The 19,418-nt window shown below is 38.9% G+C and carries 19 protein-coding genes; 6 read left to right on the plus strand and 13 right to left on the minus strand.

Translation table 11 applies throughout. The features are described 5' to 3' along the window. Window positions 1–13 precede the first annotated feature (13 nt). Window positions 14–673 carry a deoxyribose-phosphate aldolase gene (deoC, locus tag ACFSKV_RS19605; RefSeq protein ID WP_380806791.1) on the minus strand — a complete coding sequence of 220 codons (660 nt, stop codon included), beginning with the start codon at window positions 671–673 and terminating at the stop codon, window positions 14–16. A gap of 4 nt (window positions 674–677) precedes the next feature. Then, window positions 678–1,889 carry an NAD(P)-dependent oxidoreductase gene (locus ACFSKV_RS19610; protein ID WP_380806976.1) on the minus strand — a complete coding sequence of 404 codons (1,212 nt, stop codon included), beginning with the start codon at window positions 1,887–1,889 and terminating at the stop codon, window positions 678–680. A gap of 129 nt (window positions 1,890–2,018) precedes the next feature. Here ACFSKV_RS19610 and ACFSKV_RS19615 point away from each other — a divergent pair, with 129 nt between their 5' ends. After that, entirely contained in the window at window positions 2,019–2,615 is a 597-nt protein-coding gene (locus tag ACFSKV_RS19615; RefSeq protein ID WP_380806793.1) for a methyltransferase family protein, read from the plus strand. A gap of 32 nt (window positions 2,616–2,647) precedes the next feature. On the opposite strand, the gene ACFSKV_RS19620 is transcribed toward ACFSKV_RS19615, so the two are convergent. The 5 genes from ACFSKV_RS19620 to ACFSKV_RS19640 form a co-directional block, all read right to left on the minus strand. Beyond that, the gene (locus tag ACFSKV_RS19620) at window positions 2,648–3,208 is read right to left on the minus strand and encodes an FKBP-type peptidyl-prolyl cis-trans isomerase (protein WP_380806796.1); all 561 of its coding nucleotides are present in this window, start codon (window positions 3,206–3,208) and stop codon (window positions 2,648–2,650) included. A gap of 241 nt (window positions 3,209–3,449) precedes the next feature. Then, complete coding sequence (locus ACFSKV_RS19625) at window positions 3,450–4,004, minus strand: FKBP-type peptidyl-prolyl cis-trans isomerase (RefSeq protein WP_380806799.1); 555 nt, start codon at window positions 4,002–4,004, stop codon at window positions 3,450–3,452. Then, on the minus strand, window positions 3,988–4,542 hold the full coding sequence (locus ACFSKV_RS19630; protein WP_380806802.1) for an FKBP-type peptidyl-prolyl cis-trans isomerase: 555 nt from the start codon (window positions 4,540–4,542) through the stop codon (window positions 3,988–3,990). Before ACFSKV_RS19630 ends, ACFSKV_RS19625 begins: the two co-directional genes overlap by 17 nt. 3 nt (window positions 4,543–4,545) lie before the next feature. Continuing rightward, window positions 4,546–5,481: an FKBP-type peptidyl-prolyl cis-trans isomerase gene (locus ACFSKV_RS19635; protein WP_380806805.1), complete on the minus strand. Its 936-nt coding sequence runs from the start codon at window positions 5,479–5,481 to the stop codon at window positions 4,546–4,548. Then, window positions 5,468–6,508 carry a DHH family phosphoesterase gene (locus ACFSKV_RS19640; RefSeq protein ID WP_380806807.1) on the minus strand — a complete coding sequence of 347 codons (1,041 nt, stop codon included), beginning with the start codon at window positions 6,506–6,508 and terminating at the stop codon, window positions 5,468–5,470. Before ACFSKV_RS19640 ends, ACFSKV_RS19635 begins: the two co-directional genes overlap by 14 nt. A 190-nt stretch (window positions 6,509–6,698) precedes the next feature. Between ACFSKV_RS19640 and ACFSKV_RS19645 the strand changes: the two genes are divergently transcribed. Further along, the gene (locus tag ACFSKV_RS19645) at window positions 6,699–7,121 is read left to right on the plus strand and encodes a nucleoside-diphosphate kinase (protein ID WP_380806810.1); all 423 of its coding nucleotides are present in this window, start codon (window positions 6,699–6,701) and stop codon (window positions 7,119–7,121) included. An 83-nt stretch (window positions 7,122–7,204) separates the two neighbouring features. Here the strand turns inward: ACFSKV_RS19645 and ACFSKV_RS19650 are convergent, their stop codons facing one another. The 4 genes from ACFSKV_RS19650 to ACFSKV_RS19665 form a co-directional block, all read right to left on the minus strand. Continuing rightward, window positions 7,205–7,936 carry an SIMPL domain-containing protein gene (locus ACFSKV_RS19650; RefSeq protein WP_380806813.1) on the minus strand — a complete coding sequence of 244 codons (732 nt, stop codon included), beginning with the start codon at window positions 7,934–7,936 and terminating at the stop codon, window positions 7,205–7,207. 70 nt (window positions 7,937–8,006) lie between these two features. Then, window positions 8,007–9,902 carry a DUF2207 domain-containing protein gene (locus ACFSKV_RS19655; RefSeq protein ID WP_380806814.1) on the minus strand — a complete coding sequence of 632 codons (1,896 nt, stop codon included), beginning with the start codon at window positions 9,900–9,902 and terminating at the stop codon, window positions 8,007–8,009. Next, complete coding sequence (locus tag ACFSKV_RS19660; RefSeq protein WP_380806815.1) at window positions 9,899–10,456, minus strand: LemA family protein; 558 nt, start codon at window positions 10,454–10,456, stop codon at window positions 9,899–9,901. The genes ACFSKV_RS19655 and ACFSKV_RS19660 overlap by 4 nt, the downstream gene beginning before the upstream one ends. A gap of 84 nt (window positions 10,457–10,540) precedes the next feature. Next, complete coding sequence (locus ACFSKV_RS19665) at window positions 10,541–12,019, minus strand: M14 family metallopeptidase (RefSeq protein ID WP_380806817.1); 1,479 nt, start codon at window positions 12,017–12,019, stop codon at window positions 10,541–10,543. 88 nt (window positions 12,020–12,107) lie between these two features. Between ACFSKV_RS19665 and ACFSKV_RS19670 the strand changes: the two genes are divergently transcribed. Next, window positions 12,108–13,121 (plus strand): dipeptide epimerase, encoded by a 1,014-nt coding sequence (locus ACFSKV_RS19670; RefSeq protein ID WP_380806818.1) that lies wholly within the window; start codon window positions 12,108–12,110, stop codon window positions 13,119–13,121. A 258-nt stretch (window positions 13,122–13,379) separates the two neighbouring features. On the opposite strand, the gene ACFSKV_RS19675 is transcribed toward ACFSKV_RS19670, so the two are convergent. Then, window positions 13,380–14,510 carry a BamA/TamA family outer membrane protein gene (locus ACFSKV_RS19675; protein WP_380806820.1) on the minus strand — a complete coding sequence of 377 codons (1,131 nt, stop codon included), beginning with the start codon at window positions 14,508–14,510 and terminating at the stop codon, window positions 13,380–13,382. An 86-nt stretch (window positions 14,511–14,596) separates the two neighbouring features. Next, complete coding sequence (locus ACFSKV_RS19680; RefSeq protein WP_380806822.1) at window positions 14,597–15,529, minus strand: hydrogen peroxide-inducible genes activator; 933 nt, start codon at window positions 15,527–15,529, stop codon at window positions 14,597–14,599. Window positions 15,530–15,666: 137 nt separating this feature from the next. Here ACFSKV_RS19680 and ACFSKV_RS19685 point away from each other — a divergent pair, with 137 nt between their 5' ends. The 3 genes from ACFSKV_RS19685 to ACFSKV_RS19695 are packed head-to-tail and all read left to right on the plus strand — an operon-like array spanning window position 15,667 to window position 19,387. Then, window positions 15,667–16,701, plus strand: a complete 1,035-nt coding sequence (locus tag ACFSKV_RS19685) for a Fe(3+) ABC transporter substrate-binding protein (RefSeq protein WP_380806824.1) — start codon at window positions 15,667–15,669, stop codon at window positions 16,699–16,701. 9 nt (window positions 16,702–16,710) lie between these two features. Continuing rightward, window positions 16,711–18,336 carry an ABC transporter permease gene (locus ACFSKV_RS19690; RefSeq protein ID WP_380806825.1) on the plus strand — a complete coding sequence of 542 codons (1,626 nt, stop codon included), beginning with the start codon at window positions 16,711–16,713 and terminating at the stop codon, window positions 18,334–18,336. A gap of 19 nt (window positions 18,337–18,355) precedes the next feature. Then, entirely contained in the window at window positions 18,356–19,387 is a 1,032-nt protein-coding gene (locus tag ACFSKV_RS19695) for an ABC transporter ATP-binding protein (RefSeq protein ID WP_380806826.1), read from the plus strand. Window positions 19,388–19,418: the final 31 nt, after the last annotated feature.

Below are 19,418 nucleotides of genomic sequence, written 5' to 3' on the forward strand. Positions count from 1 at the left end.
TAAAAGCGCTAAATCAAACATCTTTAGAACCTAATACAATTTCTACCCCTGAGCTGGTCCCAATCCGGTCTGCCCCTGCCGCTATCAATTTAACGGCCTTTTCAAATGTCTTAATCCCCCCACTGGCCTTTATTCCAACACTGCTGGGCAAATTTTCCCGCATCAACCTGATATGATTTTCCTTTGCTCCTTCAGGGGCAAAACCTGTGGAAGTCTTAACATAATCTACCCCAGCTTCGGCACAAATTTTACATGCCTGAACAATTTCCTGGTCTGTCAGGTAGGCTGTTTCTATGATTACCTTCAGGATTTTTTCATGATCATGGCAAACCTGTGCCAATCTTGCCAATTCTATCTTTGGCCAATTCATTTCCGATTTAAAAGCAGTAATAGACCAAACCACATCGATTTCATCTGCCCCACTCTGAATGGCCAGTTCCGTTTCAAAAAGTTTGGTCTCCGTCATGTTATATCCCAAAGGAAAACCAACAACTGTTACCAATTGAATAGGAGAATCTCCGATTTCTCTTTTTGTTTTTTTTACCCAAAAAGGGGGAACACAAACTCCAACAAATCCATATTTTTTAGCTTCAGCAACTAGGTTTTCGATATCCGAATCCGTTATCTGAGGTTTTAAAACCGTTTGTTCAATATATCTTTCAATATTTTTCATCCCTTTAAATTTCAGTCTGATTAATGAAATCTTCCAAATACATATATTCAATGGTCAAATCCCCTTCCTTACATATAGTTGCCTTATCTAAAATCCTGGATTCTTCTTTGACCAATTCTGGAATAAAATGGTGAATCAATTGATTCCCAAATTCTTCAGATGCATTCCTGGGTAGTTCAGTAGGCAAATTATCAATGGCCATAACAGAGATACTGTTCTGTTTTCCAAAAGGGGGAATTACCTCGAAAGTTTCTCTGTCCACATCATAAACTGGATCATCGATGGTTGAAACCCGAAGAGTTGTTGGTACAGACCCATCGATATCGCAGGTAATATCCGCTATCACAGAAATATTAAAATCCTCAGCACTGATATCTTTCAATGAAAATAATTTTGGCGCCCTGCTATCCCAATAAGCAGCGGCAATGAGGATATCACTGACTTCTGCATATTTCAAAAAATGACTTTCATATTTTTGAGGCTCAGCGTAAAACTCATATTTATCATAGCCCCCATCGGTTTTTCTTCTGTTGTAATCTGCTGAAGACAATACGGCGAATACCGCTTCCTCATAGTATTGATGAATCAAATCATGCGGGTTAATTTGTTTAATCCCCACTGCCTGAAGTACTTCAAGAACTCCCTTACCTACCCTACCTCCTCCTGTAACAACAATTTTAATCGGGGGAAGCTGAACTTTTTTTAATTCCAACTCCAATTCCGTCCTATCAAAACATTCAAATGCCCGTTTCAGGCTGTAAAGTCCTGACTTTTGCCCATAGACCAGAAGTCCGTTATAAGCACCTACTATTCCGGCCCATCTTCCGAAAGCCACAGTTCTTTCCCCTTTTTCGTCTTTCAAAACTTCATAATCAACCAACTTGATATTTTTCTCCAAAATAGCTTGTAAGAGCCTTCGGTTATGGGCTTGTTTTTTGATCGTATGGGAAAAAAAAGCATAGGTTTTATCAGGGATAAGGTATTCAACCGGGACTTCCTTTATCCCCATAAGTAAATCACAATCAGACAAATCGGAACCGATTTTGATCCCCAAATCCTCATACTCCTGGTCGGTAAAACAACGCACAGGGCTAGACTCCACTGTAAAATCAAATACATTGGGATATTCATTTTGAATCTCAATAATTTGCTTGGGACTAAAAGCAACTCTTTTGTCTGAAGGGATTTTTCTTTCCCTGATTAATCCTATCTTCATCATTCTGGGTTTGAGCTTTCAAATTATAAAAAGCAAGGCAATCAAAAAACTCTTATTGACAAAAGAAATACAGATGGAACTAACTTATCCCAATAAATGATTTTAATTCAGGAAATTATTTCAAATTCCATGGAAGCATACCTATATCTAGTCTTATTTTGGGCAGTTTTTTATTTCTTACATACCTTTTTGGCAAAGCTAGAATTTAAAACTTGGCTCCGTGAAAAAATGGGAAATGCCTACAGGTATTTTCGGTTGATCTATTCTATTTTTTCTACCATTTTCTTTTTTTTCATCATATTATATGGAACAAGTTTGCAAAAAAGATTTGTCCTGGCCATGACTGACCTTACTACCTACCTTGGGTATATGCTGGCTGCATTTGGCACCATTATTCTGGTCAAGTTATTTAAACACTTTTCTTTATCCACATTTTCTGGAATGAAACCTCATGATGATCTGGAAGATGTACATGTTTTTGTCAGGAAGGGACTGCATCAATATATTCGGCATCCTCTTTATGCGGGATTGATTTTGATTTTCATGGGCTTTTTCCTTTTTGAACCGGTGCTAGCTTCTCTTGTTCATTTGGTCTGTCTTATCATTTACCTCCCCTTTGGTATCTATTTTGAGGAAAAAAAATTGATCAAAATATTCGGGGAGACCTATATCCAATATAAAAAAGAAGTACCGGCTATATTCCCAATTAAATTAAGGAGTAAATAGACTATAATAAATCAATGACCAAATCAAAAGGATCAATCTGCTTCTGCTTCACTTTTGATTTCAAGCAATTCCAATTCAAAAATAAGGGGAGCGTTTGTTGGTAGATGGGATTGTCCACTATTTCCATCTACATAGCGGGAAGGAAAAAAGGCAATGACTTTATCCCCTTCTTCCATTAATGGAAATACTATTTCGAATCCTGAGATCAGTCTGCCGAATGACGAACCAAAAATATATTCTAAAGGCATAAAGTTCCTTTTAGATAAACTCATACCATAGTCTTCTGCTACACTTTGGATTGAAGTATCAAGCACCCAATTACTACGCAAATACCTGGCTACATAATCTACTTGAAGTGTATCTCCAAAGCTTGGATTTTTACCAGTTCCTGAAATCTCTGTCCAAAATACTCTAACTCCCAAATTAGGGTTGTTATACTCTTTGACAAAGGGAATAGGATTTTTCTGAATAAAACTGTTTATCTCTTGTATTTCCTTTTTCAGTTCTATATCAGATTGCGGTTTGGCATTTTCAGATTCACAGCCAGAAAACAAAATCATAAAACTTAACAATCCAAGAATAATTCTTCTCATAATAGACCCAAGTTAAACTAATTCCTTTTACGTCAATTTCATGGGTATCGTTGGCTTAAAATCAATTCTAAAATACTTTTCTATTTTAATTCAAAAATAGCTTTATCATAAGTCAAATTTAAAGCCCTTAGCTTAGACTATATGAAGTTTGATTCACGGAAAACTAACCAAGAGAAAAAGAGGCTGCCCCTTTATGAGACAGCCTCCATTATTTTTATTTTATAGATCATCAAAATTCTTACTACTCCCAACCCAGGAAGTCCACTTCAAACATCAGGACAGAATTGGCTGGAATCCTATCTCTTTCCTGATCCCTATAGCCCCAAGTGGAAGGGATGATCAATACTGCTTTGGAACCACTTTTTAATTGACGGAATCCGATATTAAAACCCTGAATGGCTTCCCCGCTACCCAAGGTAAACTGGAATATCCTGTACAATCGGTTAGCATCCCATATATTATTTTCCTTGGCCAGGTCTTCGTAATTGGTATCAAACATGGTTCCATCCAATAAGCGGCCGGTGTAATTGGTATAAATAAGCCTGAAATCATTGGGTCTGACTCCAGTGCCTTCCTCCTGTACTATAATAATAACCCCATTAGGATCATGGATTCTGTAAAGGCTATCAATTTGGGCTGTCTCAAGAAAGTCAGCAATGATTTCTGCATCCCTGGCTAAATTACCCTCTGAGTCATAAACAGGTCCAAATGGCGTAGGTGTACTGCACCCGAATCCTATCAATCCCAAAAGCAACAAAGAAAACAATAAACTCCGCATATTAATCAAGAACTTCATCCTCTACGACTCCTTTAATTTGTATCAAATCCAACTCAAATATCAATGGAGAGTTCTTTGGAATTCCCCCTTGTTCAAATGATCCATATCCATAGAGAGATGGCATTATGACTGTAGCTTTATCTCCTTCTTCCATTTTAAAAATGGCAAATTCAAACCCAGGGATTATATCTCCTGTTCCGAAAAGGAACTGCAGGGGTTCATAAGTCCGGTTAGGGTTGAAAATATTCTTTGCCCTCGCAACAGATTCAATAGAAGTATCAAAAACAGAATTATTCAATAATTTGCCTACATAATCTACCACTATGGTGTCCAAAGCAACAGGGCTTTTCCCACTTTCAGACACTTCCTGCCATAAGATCCTGATTCCCGTGGCAGGGTCCTCTAATTCTTTAACTGAAGCAATGGGATTTTCCGATAGATAGTCTTCAATCTTTTGAAGATCTCTATCAAATATAATTTGATTATTTTCCTCATCGGAAACACATCCCGAAAAGAGGATCAATAAAGATAAAATTCCAATGCCTAATCTTTTCATAAATTATTTTTGAACGTCTGTGATTTCTACGTCGAAGACCAACACAGAGTTTGGTTTTATAGGACCTCCCGCATTTCTATCTCCATAAGCCAAAGGAGAAGGAATAATAAATTTTGCCTTATCTCCTTTCTTCAAAAGGGCAAGTCCTTCATCCCATCCCTGAATTACCTGACCCATTCCTACGCGTACCTCAAGCGGAGAATATCCGTCCATATTATCTCTTTGCTCATTATATACACCGTTGCTTTGTGCAAGTTCCTTGATGCTAGTGTCAAACAAAGTGCCATCCAAGAGGTATCCTGCATAATGTACGAAGGCCAAATCTCCGCTTTCAATCTCATCCCCACTTCCTTCAGATTCAATGACGTAATATAAACCTGAAGATGTCCTGGTAGCATTGATATTTTTTTCAGTGATATAGTCCTGAATAATCTGGGTATCGATTTCAAGCTGCTTCACAGAGTTTTCAGCTTGTTTTTTCATTTCAGCCTCCTGAAGGGCAGTAAAATAGGCCTCCACACCTGCATAATCCAAAACATCTACTACTCCGATACTGATTTTAACATTCTGATCATTTTGTAAGAAGAAAGGCATATTTTCTCCGAATACCTTTTGTGCATTTGCCTCGAATGCAATACTGTCACCTTTTTTCAATCCTAAGAAGATCTCATCCATTCCTGACTGCCTTGGAATTGAATCGTTAAACTGAAGATAGGCAGGCATATTTTGATCATAAGTAGAAATAAAGGTAGAATCCTTATCGTTTTTTACAACCAGATGGTATAAGACGAACTCTCCGTTTTTGGGTGCTACATCACCTTCTTTAATGTAGGTGAATTCGATACCATCAGAAGTAGTTTTGGTTTTGTTGCAGGACATGGCGCTGAAGGCAATGGCCATCATAGCAACAGAAAATAATAGTGATTTAATTTTTTTCATGGATGAGTTCTAATTTATTAAAGAGCGTTTTTTGGTTTTCTTTTATGAGTTTTTCAAATTTTTCAGTGGTTTCCTTCAAGGAAAGAGAAGATTTACCCCCTGCGGCATTCTTATGGCCTCCGCCATCAAAGAATTCAGCCGCAAATTTATTGACCGTAATATCTTCGGTAGAACGAAATGATATCTTGATACCATCTTCCCTCTCGGTAAACAAGGCTGCAATTTTTATACCATCCAAGGAAAGGGCATAGTTTACAAGACCTTCAGTATCCCCGGTCTGAGAGCTGTATTTACGCAAATCTTTTTTACTGATGGAAAAATAGGCAGTTTGCAGATCTTCAAGTATGGTTAATCTTCTGGTAATAGCAAAGCCAATAAATTTAAGCCTATTGACAGAATTGGTGTCATAAATCAAGCGGGATATTCTGGTATTATCTGCCCCTAATTCAATGAGTTCCGCTGTAATCAGGTGAACATTTTTGGTAGTATTCGGATGTCTGAATCCTCCTGTATCTGTCATTATCCCAGCATAAAGACAATCAGCGATATCTTTGTCGATCAATGACTTGTCTCCCAATTTCACGATCAGTTCATATACAAGTTCACAGGTAGCCGCTGCTTTTGTACTTAGGTATTGAAAATCTGCAAAATCTTTAGGATCCTGATGATGGTCAATATTGACAATAAAGGCTTTGGATTTTGTAATAAAAGAGGATAGGTCATGTACTCTTTTTAGACAGGAAAAATCCATACAGAATATGGTATCTGCTGCCAGAACTTTTTCAACTGCTTTTGCCCTTTGATTTGGATCTTCAAAATTGAGGACCTCCTCGTTTCCCTTCATCCATTGTAGAAAATAAGGATAATCCGAAGGTGTAACTACTGTAACCTCATGACCTTTCTTTTTCAGATAGTTAGCCATTCCCAAAGATGAACCCAATGCATCCGCATCAGGCTTATGATGAGTGGTAATGACTATTTTATGAGGAGAAGATATTCTATCTTTTAATGACTCTAATTCCTGCATTTGATTGCTTTTGCATATTCCAATTAAGGAATATAGTTCGCAAAGGTCTGTAATATTTTTTAAAATTCCCAATACCCATAAATTCCTATTATTTAAACAGATAGGAGAGAATTATAAAGCTTTATGTGGAGTTTAGCTGATTTCCCTTATTTTTGCACCCAAATTAAAATCAGAACTAAAGTCCAAAAAAATGGCAGGAAACAGAACATTCACGATGATTAAGCCAGATGCTTTCGGAGCAGGAAATTCAGGCGCAATATTGAAAATGATTGAAGAGGCAGGTTTTAAAATAGTAGCTATGAAAGCTACACAACTCACTCCGGAATTAGCAGGTAAATTCTATGCCGTGCACAAGGAAAGACCTTTTTATGCAGATTTATGCAAATACATGTCCTCAGGACCTATTATTGCTGCCATTCTGGAAAAAGAAAATGCAGTGGAAGATTTCAGGACATTAATAGGCGCTACCAATCCCGCCAATGCCGCTGAAGGAACCATCAGAAAGATTTTTGCCACCTCGATTGAGGCCAATGCAGTACATGGTTCAGACTCTGATGAAAATGCTGAGATTGAGGGCAACTTTTATTTCAGTCAATTGGAAAGAGTAAGATAAACCTTGAAAATATATTTAAGCTAACCCGCGGAGGAATCTGCGGGTTTTTTTATTTTAAGTTTCCAAAAAAATTATTGGCTATTCTATTTCACTCCGTAACTCAATCGCATGGTAATAGAAGCCGTTTTTTCCTTGGAAGAAGTATTAAATGTCCCTCCCCAGGAATACTCTTCCGTTGAGTTTTGTCCTGTTATCTGAAAGATTCCCATATTTCCAGAAATCAACCTTCCCAGTTTTGATCCGGAATTTTCGGCAATTCTTTCAGCCCTGACCCGGGCATCTTCTGTCGCACGGGAAATCATTTCAATCTTCAAACTTTCAAGGTCAGTATAGTAATAACGGGGTGGCTGGGAATAAAACTTCACCCCCTGAAGTAAAAGCTCCGTGATTTCCCGGGAAATCTGCTCTACCTTATCCACCTCATTTGATTCGATTTGTAGGGTCTGATTGAGTTCATATCCCAGAAAAGTCTGTCCCATGTAATTACCCGAGCTGCTATAATTCTGTCTGTAAAGTGGGTTGGTATTGACCGCTTTAAATATGATTTTCTCTTTGGGTATTCCCCTTGCCACTAAATAATCCAAAACAGCCTTTCTGTCTTTTTCCAATTCAGCATATGCTACTTTTATTTCCATATTCTCCCTACTGAAATTCCCTTCCCAGACCACAAGGTCCGAAGTAAAATTTTTCTGGCCCAAACCGGTAACATCAATGGTTCCTGATTTCTTATTTCGGTTAATGACCGCATTACCTAAAAGGGCAGCAGAAATGATAATTGCCAATGCAAAAATGATGGCCGTCAGATGGTTTTTCATAAATCAGAAATGGATTGTTCCTTTAAATTTACAATAAAATTTCAGCTGAAAATAGTGGGGATGAAATAAATTAACGTCCGCCGCCGCCACCGCCGCCTCTACCTCCTCCGGAAGAACCTCCGCCTGATGATCCACTTCCTCCACTGCTATTGGTTCCTGAAGAACGATTGATGCTACTGGTAAGCGACCTGTTGATATGGTTACCCAAAGCCCCATAGGAATAGGACTGGGAACCGGAATACCAGCTGGTCCTGTGCTGGTTTTGCAGGCTTGCCCTATCCATTAAAGTCTGGAATTTTTGACCCCATATTTTATCCACTTTAAAAGCCATGGCATAGGGAAGGAGTTTTTCAAAAACTTCAGGAGTCATTTGGGGTGGATTGAACATCTGAATCTGCCTTTCTTCCGCTGTGCTCAAATACCTCTTGAAGCCGTCTATTTTTGCCCTAAGGTCCAACTTCTCCACACTGGGTCTCCTGATAAGGTAGATATAGGTAAAAAAGGAAATCACTGCAAATACAATAAATGCTACCAATACAAAATTGTTGAGAGAAATGGCGCTTTTGGAAAACAGAAAAAAGGATCCGCCCAAAAATCCCAACATAATCAATGAGACAAACAACCAATTGGCCGATTTTTTTCTGATGAAGGAAATTACCATAAATACCAGGAAAAAAATAACAAATGGCACTATAGGAATATCTTCCATATTGAAATCAAAAGTTGGTGGTGGGCCATATTGGTTGAAATCAAATCTGCTGGCCACAAAAGCATAAATAATAAAAATAATTATAGGCCCTATCCAAAACTTCCAATTGCTGCCTTGGGTTAAAAAAGGGGTATGTTCTGTAACCAAACTGTTCATATATGCTTGATACATACTTTTAAAATGGCTACTGTATTTTCCATCAATGACCGCCACTTTTCCGTTGGTGAAAAAATATTGCATGAGTTTTCTTTCCTCTTTGGGCAAAGCATCATCTTCCTCCTTTAATTTTACCAAATGGAACTCAGTAGATTTAAATATCCCAAATAATTGGTCCTTGCTTTTTTCTTCAATCCTCAGGTAGCCATTCACCGCCAGATGAACAATAGAGGCCGAAATCAATTCTCCCCAGAAATATCCTTTATGCAACATCCCTATGGAAGCTGGGGATAGCCCTGAGGGAGGATCGAATTCAGGTATCACTGTTGGGTTGGGTGGATCAACTCCATATTTGGACCATGTTATGACATAATATAATAGGAGGATAATTACCGTGAACCCTGAAAATATCAACAATCCAAACTCTTCCCAAAAAGTAGGGGGAGGGGGAGGGCTAACAATCCCTTTCGGAAATCCTGCCGCTATGGTAAGATTCTGATAGGAAGCCAGGTTTTCAGCCCTGAATATCATTCTTCCGTCAGGAAGCATTTCAGTCCTGCAATTTTGTTCGGTGGATCCGGAATATCCGGTATAACAGGCATTTTGAAGGAATGTAGCACCTTTAGGGACTTTAACAGCCGCAGAAATATTTTCAATCCTAAAAACCCAGCCAAAGCCGTTTACATTCCAATACAATTCATCATAATCATCAAAATAACCCAATTGCCCTTCCGCAGAATAGGTAATTTGAAAGGTATACCAACCTGGATCTAAAAAACTATCGTCTCCTACATTAATATATAAACTTCCCTGTTTCTTCTCTGTATCATAAGGAACATCCTGACCATTCATTTTCACACTGATAACCTTGTAATCCGTCTTTACTGTTTTGTATCGGTAGTCAGTCCCTTTTAATGGAAGGCTTCTCACAATACCTCTTCGGATTTGATCTCCTGCAGCATAGATTTCGATGGTCTCAGTAACCGTCAACAAACTGGATTCGTCAACTTCAAGGTCAGCATGAAAGGATCTGATATACTCTTCCTGTCCAAAAATCTGAAGTGAGATGAATAAGGAAAAAAGAAAAAATAATCCTTTCACTTGAAACTTACCTTTGGTACAGCCCTTTCCCCTTCATTTTCAAGTTCAAAGAAAGCTGACTTCTGGAATCCAAAAGCATTTGCCACCAGGTTACTTGGGAAGGAATCAATCAAAATATTTTGATCCCTAACAGATCCGTTATAATATCTTCTCGACCTTTCAATATCCTGTTCAATGGCTGAAAGATCCTGTTGCATCTGTAAGAAATTAGTGTTGGATTTTAATTCAGGATATTGTTCCGCTATTGCAAACAATCCGGTTATGGCACGGCTTAGCGTATTTTCTGCTGCCTGTTGGTTTTCTACGCCTTTGGCAGCCAAAGCCGCTGCCCGTGCTTTGGTAACACTTTCGAAGGTTTCTCTCTCATGGCTTGCATAACCTTTAACCGTTTCGATCAGATTGGGGATAAGATCATATCTCTTTTTAAGTTGGACATCAATCCCACTCCAGGCTTCAGATACAGTTGTCTTCAATTTGACCAAACGGTTATAAATGCCGATGGCATAAAATGCTATGGCCAATCCTATGGCCAGAATTATCAACAGGGTAGACATAGACAAAAAGAGTTTAATAAACCATGGGGTTTAATATAAGAAATAATATCCTGATCTCTAAAGCTTTGTAGAAAAAGTAACAATTTATAGTACCCTTTGCATGTATACCTGATTCCCTGGATTTTGTAAGTCGATCAAATATCCATTGACAATCGCATAGTTCAGTTTCCCATTTTTGGAAAGGAAAAAATTTGGATTCCCCCCTGTACGGATACCCATTGTTACCTCATTCTCGTTTTTCATGACCAGAATTGGTAAACCATGCAGTTCCCTGTCTAAGGCTTCTTTTACCCTTATTGATAAATAACCTTCCTTTAATAGATCCATGGCTTTTTGAGGAGAAATATCAGATAAAGAATTGAAAATTTCTCCATAAATTTTCCCTTCCACTATTTCCATCCCTGAAGCATCCAGTTCCTCATATCCATAAAAAATTGACAGGTCTCCCAAATCATCCACCACGCCATTCACGAAATAAGCGCCTCCGGCATCTGTTTCCCTTCTCCTGATCCCCAGATCAATTTCAAAGTTATGGCCCTCTTTTTCCATGGCAAGATTTCGGATCACCAAATCCATCAGGCGGGTAGAATTATCAGGAATAGCGTAATACTCATCCAGAGAATATGAGGAATAAGTTTTTTCTGCGATTTCCTGAAGTGCGTGAAGCATGATCAAAAAGTTGAATTTCCTAATGACCTGCTTTTCAGGATCATTGAGATATCCTCCTGATTCTATCAAAATTGTACTGGTTCCCCATTTTTGGAAGTTATCCCCAAATGCCCTGGGTTCAAAAGCATCATCATATTTTCCCACATGTCCAGGGGCAATTTTCTGCATTACCCTATTCATGCCCACAATGACCTGCAATGCCCTTTTCCTGACCTCATTGACCTCGGTTTCATAATTGTATGCCGGAGCCAAAACAGAGATAGTGGCAGGAGTCGGTGATTCTCCAGCAGTGTAATAAACCTGTTGGTCATGGAGGTTAAACCCAAATTCAGGAGAAAAGTCCTCCCTGGCTTTTTTCAAAACCACAGCCTCAGGTGAGGCAAGTTTGATGGCATCTCTGTTCAAATCAATATCCAAGGCATTTCTTCTGATCCATTCATCCATTCCGTCTGGGTTAACCATGGGGATAAACCGAAGGGTAAGGTTTTCTTTCAGCTTATTGCGGATTTCATCCAAACCGTCATTTTCTCCCTCAAGGAAATTGAACAGATCAAATAAAGCCATAGTAGCTGTACTTTCATTTCCGTGCATTTGGGACCATAACATGACCTTGGTCGGCCCTTTTCCTGTGGTCATCTGGTAAATGGGTTTTCCCATAACCGATCTTCCGATTTCTTCTACCTGAAAATCACCTTTCCTTTGATTCACCAAATGCAAAACCTCATCATGTTTGAACCTTCTGTGATTCACAGATTTTTCCTGATAAAGCTCAAAGGCTTTTTCAAGTTTATCTGTTTGGATTTCCTTTTGTATTTCTGCCTTTTGGCAGGAAAAAATAAAGAAAGAAACTAACAGGAGTCCAATATTGAATAGGGAGATTTTTTGGAAATTCATGGTCCGATTACTTTAAAATTATTCGTCTAAGTTATGAACTTAGGCAAAAAAATAAATTTACTTTTGATCCAAAATCAAAATATTCTCTATGAAGTTGTCTTTCTTCGTCCGTGACTTGCATTTAAAGCATACTTTTACCATTGCCCATCAAAGCAGGGATATTCAGGATACCATCATTGTGAAGTTAGAAGAAGATGGGTTCTATGGATTAGGGGAAACCACCACCAATCCCTTTTATGGCATGACAGCAGAAAATATCTGTGAGCGATTGGAACAGGCAAGAGATTTGGTAGAGAAGGGGACTTGGAGCACTCCCGAAGATTTGTGGGAAAAAGGGAAAGCTATTTTTGAGGACAATCCTTTTGCCCAATGTGCATTAGATATGGCTGCATGGGATATTTTTACCAAGAAAAAAGGCCAAAAACTTTATGAGTATTTGGGTCTGGATCCAACAAGGATTCCAGTCACCAACTTCACCATTGGAATAGACAGCATAGAAAAGATGGTCGCCAAAATGAAAGAAGTGGATTGGCCGCTTTATAAAATAAAATTAGGCACGGATCATGATTTGGACATCATCAGGGAGTTGAGAAAACATACTTCCTCCCCTTTTCGGATAGATGCCAACTGTGCCTGGACGGTGGAGCAGGCAATCCGCAATTCTGAAGAATTGGCAAAGTTGAATGTGGAGTTTATGGAACAGCCTTTGGGTAAGGATGATCTGGAGGGGATGAAGGAAGTGTACAAGTACTCGAAACTTCCTGTGATAGCAGATGAGAGTTGTATTGTGGAGTCAGATGTCAAAAAATGCCATGGGCTTTTTCACGGCATCAATGTCAAGTTGGTCAAAGCGGGAGGCATTACTCCTGGGTTGAGAATGATCCAAGAAGCCAAATCTTTGGGTATGAAAACCATGGTAGGCTGCATGACAGAATCCTCTGTTGGAATTACTGCTATTGCCCATATTGCGCCTTTGTTGGATTACGTGGATATGGACGGTGCCATGCTATTGAAGGAGGACATAGCCAAAGGTGTGCAAATCACTCCTGAAAAAGTTACTTTCCCTGCAGGAAATGGAATTGGGGCTACTTTAATTGAATAGATATTTATTGATATTTTGATATTGGGATATTAAATCCTCTTCAGTTTTTCCCATTACCTTTTTTCAAGGATCTTTCAATCGTTCCTCCTTCAAGATGACGGGAAATCTAATGTCTTTGCCTTTCTATAAAAGGCAAATTAAAAATTCTCGGTTTGCCAAAGTAAATCGGGTACTGGACTTTGGAGCCCACATGACGATAAGAAATTTTGCTTTTTGGATTTTGGTAATTTGTAATTTGCTAATTAGTAATTTGAAATTTCAAAAGGCTTCCCCTATAAACAGATAAAACCCTGTTCCTTCCTGTGTAAAAGCTACATCCAGCCGGGTATAGATGTCTTTTTTCGGAAATAATAAAAAGCGTAATCCTGTTCCGGCTGACCAGACCACCTTTTGGATGGCTGCTTTTGAAAAATCGGGGAAAACCGTAGCGGTGCCTGCAAAGACAGAAGCCCCTATTCTTTTTGAAAAGCTGAGGGGAAGGGGCAGCATCCGGAATTCCAATTGGGTAGCCAATTGATTTTTATCCCTATACCTTCCAAGATAATAACCCCGCATCATACTGTCCCCTCCCATCAGCGCCAACTGATTGAAAGGAACTTCTCCTGAATTAAACTGACCCAAAAATTGCCAGGCAAGTACATTTTGTTTTCCGATCGGTCTAAAAATACGGGTGTCCAAAATCAGTGTGTTGAAGTCAAAGGTACTTAAACCCGGCATATATTTTATGTAAGCCAATTCTGCAAAATTACCATTTCTAACATTCAGAACATTGTGCCGGTCATCATATACCAAACCCAAACCCAAACCAAAATTGGTGGAACCTTCAGCACCCAAAGGCATGTCAAATACAGGAGCTTCATCCGATGGTTTAAATGCTACCCGGGAAAGTCTTTGGAAATCTACCTCGAGGCCTCCATAGAAATTATTTTTAATTTCCCTTAACACCCTTTCTTTGATCATGATTTGGTTGGCATCTACGAGAGCCAGATAATCCTCAGGTGTATCCATGCCAATGCCATGGTATTTCAAGGGAAAGCTTTGGAGTCTGATTTTACCCAGATAAAACCATTTGTTTTGATCCGAGTAAATGGCATGGTCAATCCAGATTCCATATTGATTCTCCAAGGTTACAAAGGTGAAACCGCTGATTTCGCTTAGCCTGTTTGTAGTGTCTCTTTTGGAATAATAAACATACAAAGAAGAAAATCCGATTTCCCAACTGGTTTCAGGGGCATAGGCCAAAGTGGGGTAAACCAAAAACTGAGGCTGGCTGATATCAGAGGTATCGTTAAAAATATTGTTGATATACTTTTTGACGAAATTCTGGGAATTTGCAATTGAAGCACTCAAAGAAAAAATCCAAATCAAAAAAAACAGTCTCTTTACCATGGCTTAGGTTGGCATCTATTTGGATTCAAAAATAGGAGTTTTTCTACTTGTAATATTCTCCTGATAGATTCTAATATCTGAGAAAGTTATTTAAATTTTACCATCTTCCCATAAGCTTTGGAAGTCATCTCCTGGGGAATGGATTCGCTGATTTCATTATAGAGCAATTCGACCAATTTTTTCTTTAAAAAACTTCGGGTAAGGACGATACTTACCTCGCGGGTTGGTTCATCTCCTTCAAAACGGCGAAGCCTTTGTTTTTCTTCCTCACTTAAATAAAGCGTGGACAATTCAGGAAGAAGCGTAATTCCTTTATACTGATTGACCATGTTTTTCAGTCCTTCCAAAGAGCCGCTTTCATAGTGGAAATTCATCCTTTCAAACTTACCACGATTACAGAGATTCAGTACCTGATCCCGGAAGCAATGCCCTTGCTGCAGCATCCACATATCATTGCTGTCAAGGTCACTTTGTTTTAACTTCCCCTTTTCCAAAAGCTTATGGCCTTTTGACATATATGCAAGGAATTTTTCGTAAAAAATGGGCTTTTCCAGTATACCATTCTCTTCCAATGGAGTCACGACAATTCCCAAATCCAATTCATCATTTTTTAATTTTTTGATAATTTCCTCGGTTACAATTTCTTCAACCTGAAGTTTCACATTTGGGTATTTTTCCAAAAATCCCTGAATGAATCGATGAAGAAGGTAAGGCGCTAAAGTTGGTATAATTCCCAGTTTAATCACGCCACTGATGTCCCCCTTCAAATGGGAAACGAGTTCATAGATTCCTTTACTTTCAGAAACTACCCGTTTTGCCTGCTCAATAATCTGTGAACCGATTTCTGTGGTGATTACCGGCATTTTAGAACGGTCAAATAAAATTATTTCCAGTTCTTTTTCCAGTTTGCTCACTTGGGCGCTGAGGGTTGGCTGTGTCACAAAACACGATTCTGCTGCCTGTCCAAAGTGCCGGAACTTATCCACAGCGATGATATATTCAAGTTGTTGGATCGTCATTTTTTCAAAGGAAATTGGAAATAAAAACCGCTATTGAATTTCAATATCTGAAGTGGTTACAAATATAAAAATCTTTTTCTTTTTATTTAGATTTGATTTAAATAATGATTAATTTCGGGCCGACAAACAAAAATCATATGTTTAGAAATATCTTAAAATCTATCCTAATCGCCAGTTTTGGCATTATTTTGCTTTCCTGTGGTTCCTCTGGAGAAAAGGAGGAAATAGTCAATGTTTATACTCACAGACACTATGAGGCAGACCAAAAGCTTTTCGACATGTTTACCGAGGCTACTGGAATCAAAGTTAATGTTGTTTCGGCTTCTGCAGATGAATTGATCCAAAAACTGGAACTTGAAGGAGCCAATTCCCCAGCTGATGTTTTGATAACCGTTGATGCAGGACGTCTGCACCGTGCTGAATCAAAAGGTCTTTTTCAACCTGTTACTTCTGAAACTTTAAACAGCAATATCCCTTCAAAATTCCGCGATCCTGAAGGATATTGGTTCGGAATGACTTACAGAGCCAGAATCCTGGCTTATAGCAATGAACGTGTAAATCCGGAAGAACTTAGTACTTATGAGGCATTGGCAGAGGAAAAATGGAAGGGTAGAATTTTAACTAGAAGCTCTGAAAATATTTACAATCAGTCCCTTTTGGCTTCCATTATTGCAAATGATGGCAAAGAAGCGGCAGAACAATGGGCCGCTGCACTATTGGCAAATATGGCCAGAGAACCTAAGGGAAGTGACCGTGACCAGGTAAAAGCTGTGGCTGCAGGCGAAGGTGATGTAGCTATAGTCAATACTTATTATATCGGTATTATGCTCAATGATGCCAATGAGGAAGAAAGAAAAGCAGCAGAGAAAATCTCTATTTTCTTTCCAAACCAAGAGGATAGGGGAACCCACATCAACATTTCCGGAGCAGGGGTAACCAAATATGCACCAAATAAAGACAATGCGATTAAACTGCTTGAATTTCTTTCTACTAAAGAATCCCAGGAATTTTTGGCCAACATCAACTTTGAATATCCTGTCAATCCTAAAGCAGAATTTTCAGATTTACTGAAGCAATGGGGATCTTTTAAAGCAGATGACCTTAATCTTTCTGTACTGGGTGACAACAATAGTGATGCTGTGATTATCTTTGACAAAGTGGGATGGAAATAAGAGGAAAAATTGGAAGTTGTTAAAAGAAATTATTATTGGTGGAATAAGTGGACAGGTTACTCTCTGCTTATTTTATTGCTGGTAGCAACCCCCTTATTCACCATTTTCTTTAAATTATTTGATAATCCGGGAGGGAGTTGGTCACATATTGCCAACAACCTCCTTTTTGGATATTTTCAAAACACAATACTACTTTTGCTGGGGGTTGCCTGCTTTACTTTTTTATTGGGTGTAAGTACAGCATGGCTGGTTTCCAATTATGAATTTCCAGGCAGGAAATATTTTGAATGGCTGCTCATTCTGCCTTTGGGGTTTCCAGGGTATATCATGTCATATACTTATGTCGGCATTTTGGATTATACCGGTCCTTTGCAGGTCTTTCTTAGAAATACTTTTGAGATCAGTTTTAAAGGAAGCGTCATCGATATTATGAACCTTCCTGGGGCAATTTTTATTCTGTCCATTACTTTATTTCCTTATGTTTTTTTGATCAGCCGATCTTCCTTTGTGCAGCAATCCAAAACCTTACAGGAAGCTTCATATCTTTTAGGAACCAACAGGTTGAAAACATTCTTTAAAGTAGCACTTCCTATGGCCAGACCAGCTATAGTGGCTGGCATTGCATTGGCTTCCATGGAAGTGTTGAATGATTATGGAACAGTAAAATATTTTGGAGTCAATACCTTTACAACGGGAATTTTCAGGGCTTGGTTTTCACTCGGCGATTCTTCTACAGCTATCTATCTTGCGGCCATATTGATGGTTCTTGTATTTGTGATCCTTTACTTGGAATCATTGCAAAGGGGTCAAAGAAGATTTTCTTCCGTACATGGCACACGAAGGCCCACGGCAAGACTTCAACCCTCTTGGGGAAAAAAAATGGGTTATACGGCAATATGTACCCTGATTTTCCTTATCAGTTTCTTATTTCCTTTCCTGCAACTCATTCACTGGGTAAGTTTGACCTATTCCAAAGTCATCAATCAGGATTTTTTCATTCTTATCTACAGAAGTTTTGGTCTGGCGGCATTCAGTGGCATATTAATAGTTTGCTTCTCAGTAATATTACTGTATGCATTGCGCCTTAGTCCCTTCAAATGGGTCAAAAACATTACTAAAATTGCAACTTTGGGTTATGCTATCCCCGGTGCAGTAATTGCCGTTGGAGTCATGATACCATTTATTGCTTTGGACAAATGGATCTATGGCACTTTGATTACTTCCAAAACGGCAGGATTACTTTTCTCGGGAACCCTCTTTGCCCTGGTATTTGCCTATATCGTACGTTTTATGGCCGTAGGGTATAATCCTGTAGATGCCGGATTTCAAAAAATAGGAATCCATGTCAACGAAGCCAGTAGACTTTTGGGAATCAAGAGTACAAAGACATTATGGAAAATAGATCTTCCATTGATCAAGACCAGTCTGGTATCCGGTATTATCCTTGTCTTCGTAGATGTATTAAAAGAATTACCCTTAACTTTGATACTTCGTCCTTTCAACTATCAAACCCTTGCCACCAAAGCATTCGATATGGCAACCAATGAAATGATTGCAGAATCTGCAAATGCTGCTTTAATTATTATTCTTACAGGTATCATCCCCATAATCTTCCTAAACAGATTAATCAAATAGCAAGAAATTTTCCCATCGAATGAGTATTTTATCCCTTCTTCACGTCACTAAAAAATACCATCAAGAGCAGGAATTTGCCATCAATGATGTTTCCTTTGAAGTGGAAGAAGGAGAGATATTGGCTTTGGTGGGCGAAAGTGGTTCAGGTAAAACTACCTTGCTCCGGCTGATTGCAGGATTGGAACATCCCGATTCGGGAATGATTTCCCTTTCAGGCCAAATCATCGTAGAGGGAATAAAATCAGTGCCTGCCCATGAAAGAAAGGTAGGTATGGTTTTTCAGGATTATGCGCTTTTCCCCCATCTAACGATTTTGGAAAATGTTAAATTTGGGCTGAAGAAAGGGGATGCAGATCAAAAGGCCAAAGAAACGTTGAAATTGGTTGGACTGAATGAAGATTTCAAGAAATATCCACATCAGCTTTCGGGTGGACAACAACAAAGAGTGGCTTTAGCAAGGGCGATTGCACCTAATCCTAAGATACTCTTAATGGACGAACCCTTTAGTAACCTGGATGCCCTATTGAAAGACCAGGTAAGGGAGGAGATCCGTCAGATTATCAAAAAAACCGGAATTACCGCCATTTTTGTTACCCATGATACCAAAGATGCTTTATCTACCGCAGATAGAATAGCAATCCTGCATAAAGGATACCTCCAGCAAATCGACATTCCGAAAGTGCTGTATGAAAATCCTATTAATCCTTATGTGGCCAACTTTTTTGGAAAGCGGAATGAAATGACAGCCATCCCCAGTGAAGAAGGATTTTACACCACATTTGGTTTTATCAATGACCCCGAAGCTAAAAAATATACTTCCAAAGTGAAGTTACTTTTCAGACCTGAACATGGAGAAGTGGTACAGCGGGTTGGGCAGCAACTTACAGGAAAAATTGAAAAAATCTCCTATTTTGGAAGTCATCAGATGGTGAAATTGGCAGATGATGAGGGCAACCGCGTCATGATCCGAACCAATCCTGGAAGATCATTTGAGGGGTTGGAAAGGGCCAGTTTTTATCTTTGGAAATATGATGTAGAGGAGGCTTTTTAGGATTGACAGGGGAGAAATAATATTATTGTAC

The sequence above is a fragment of the Shivajiella indica genome (genome assembly GCF_042683085.1).
GTDB classification, from domain to species: Bacteria; Bacteroidota; Bacteroidia; order Cytophagales; family Cyclobacteriaceae; genus Shivajiella; species Shivajiella indica.

Coding starts and splice junctions, on each gene's coding strand:
- deoC (WP_380806791.1), bottom strand. CDS start 673: ATGAAAAATATTGAAAGATATATTGAACAAACGGTTTTAAAACCTCAG.
- ACFSKV_RS19610 (WP_380806976.1), bottom strand. CDS start 1,889: ATGAAGATAGGATTAATCAGGGAAAGAAAAATCCCTTCAGACAAAAGA.
- ACFSKV_RS19615 (WP_380806793.1), top strand. CDS start 2,019: ATGGAAGCATACCTATATCTAGTCTTATTTTGGGCAGTTTTTTATTTC.
- ACFSKV_RS19620 (WP_380806796.1), bottom strand. CDS start 3,208: ATGAGAAGAATTATTCTTGGATTGTTAAGTTTTATGATTTTGTTTTCT.
- ACFSKV_RS19625 (WP_380806799.1), bottom strand. CDS start 4,004: ATGAAGTTCTTGATTAATATGCGGAGTTTATTGTTTTCTTTGTTGCTT.
- ACFSKV_RS19630 (WP_380806802.1), bottom strand. CDS start 4,542: ATGAAAAGATTAGGCATTGGAATTTTATCTTTATTGATCCTCTTTTCG.
- ACFSKV_RS19635 (WP_380806805.1), bottom strand. CDS start 5,481: ATGAAAAAAATTAAATCACTATTATTTTCTGTTGCTATGATGGCCATT.
- ACFSKV_RS19640 (WP_380806807.1), bottom strand. CDS start 6,508: ATGCAGGAATTAGAGTCATTAAAAGATAGAATATCTTCTCCTCATAAA.
- ACFSKV_RS19645 (WP_380806810.1), top strand. CDS start 6,699: ATGGCAGGAAACAGAACATTCACGATGATTAAGCCAGATGCTTTCGGA.
- ACFSKV_RS19650 (WP_380806813.1), bottom strand. CDS start 7,936: ATGAAAAACCATCTGACGGCCATCATTTTTGCATTGGCAATTATCATT.
- ACFSKV_RS19660 (WP_380806815.1), bottom strand. CDS start 10,456: ATGTCTACCCTGTTGATAATTCTGGCCATAGGATTGGCCATAGCATTT.
- ACFSKV_RS19665 (WP_380806817.1), bottom strand. CDS start 12,019: ATGAATTTCCAAAAAATCTCCCTATTCAATATTGGACTCCTGTTAGTT.
- ACFSKV_RS19670 (WP_380806818.1), top strand. CDS start 12,108: ATGAAGTTGTCTTTCTTCGTCCGTGACTTGCATTTAAAGCATACTTTT.
- ACFSKV_RS19675 (WP_380806820.1), bottom strand. CDS start 14,510: ATGGTAAAGAGACTGTTTTTTTTGATTTGGATTTTTTCTTTGAGTGCT.
- ACFSKV_RS19680 (WP_380806822.1), bottom strand. CDS start 15,529: ATGACGATCCAACAACTTGAATATATCATCGCTGTGGATAAGTTCCGG.
- ACFSKV_RS19685 (WP_380806824.1), top strand. CDS start 15,667: ATGTTTAGAAATATCTTAAAATCTATCCTAATCGCCAGTTTTGGCATT.
- ACFSKV_RS19695 (WP_380806826.1), top strand. CDS start 18,356: ATGAGTATTTTATCCCTTCTTCACGTCACTAAAAAATACCATCAAGAG.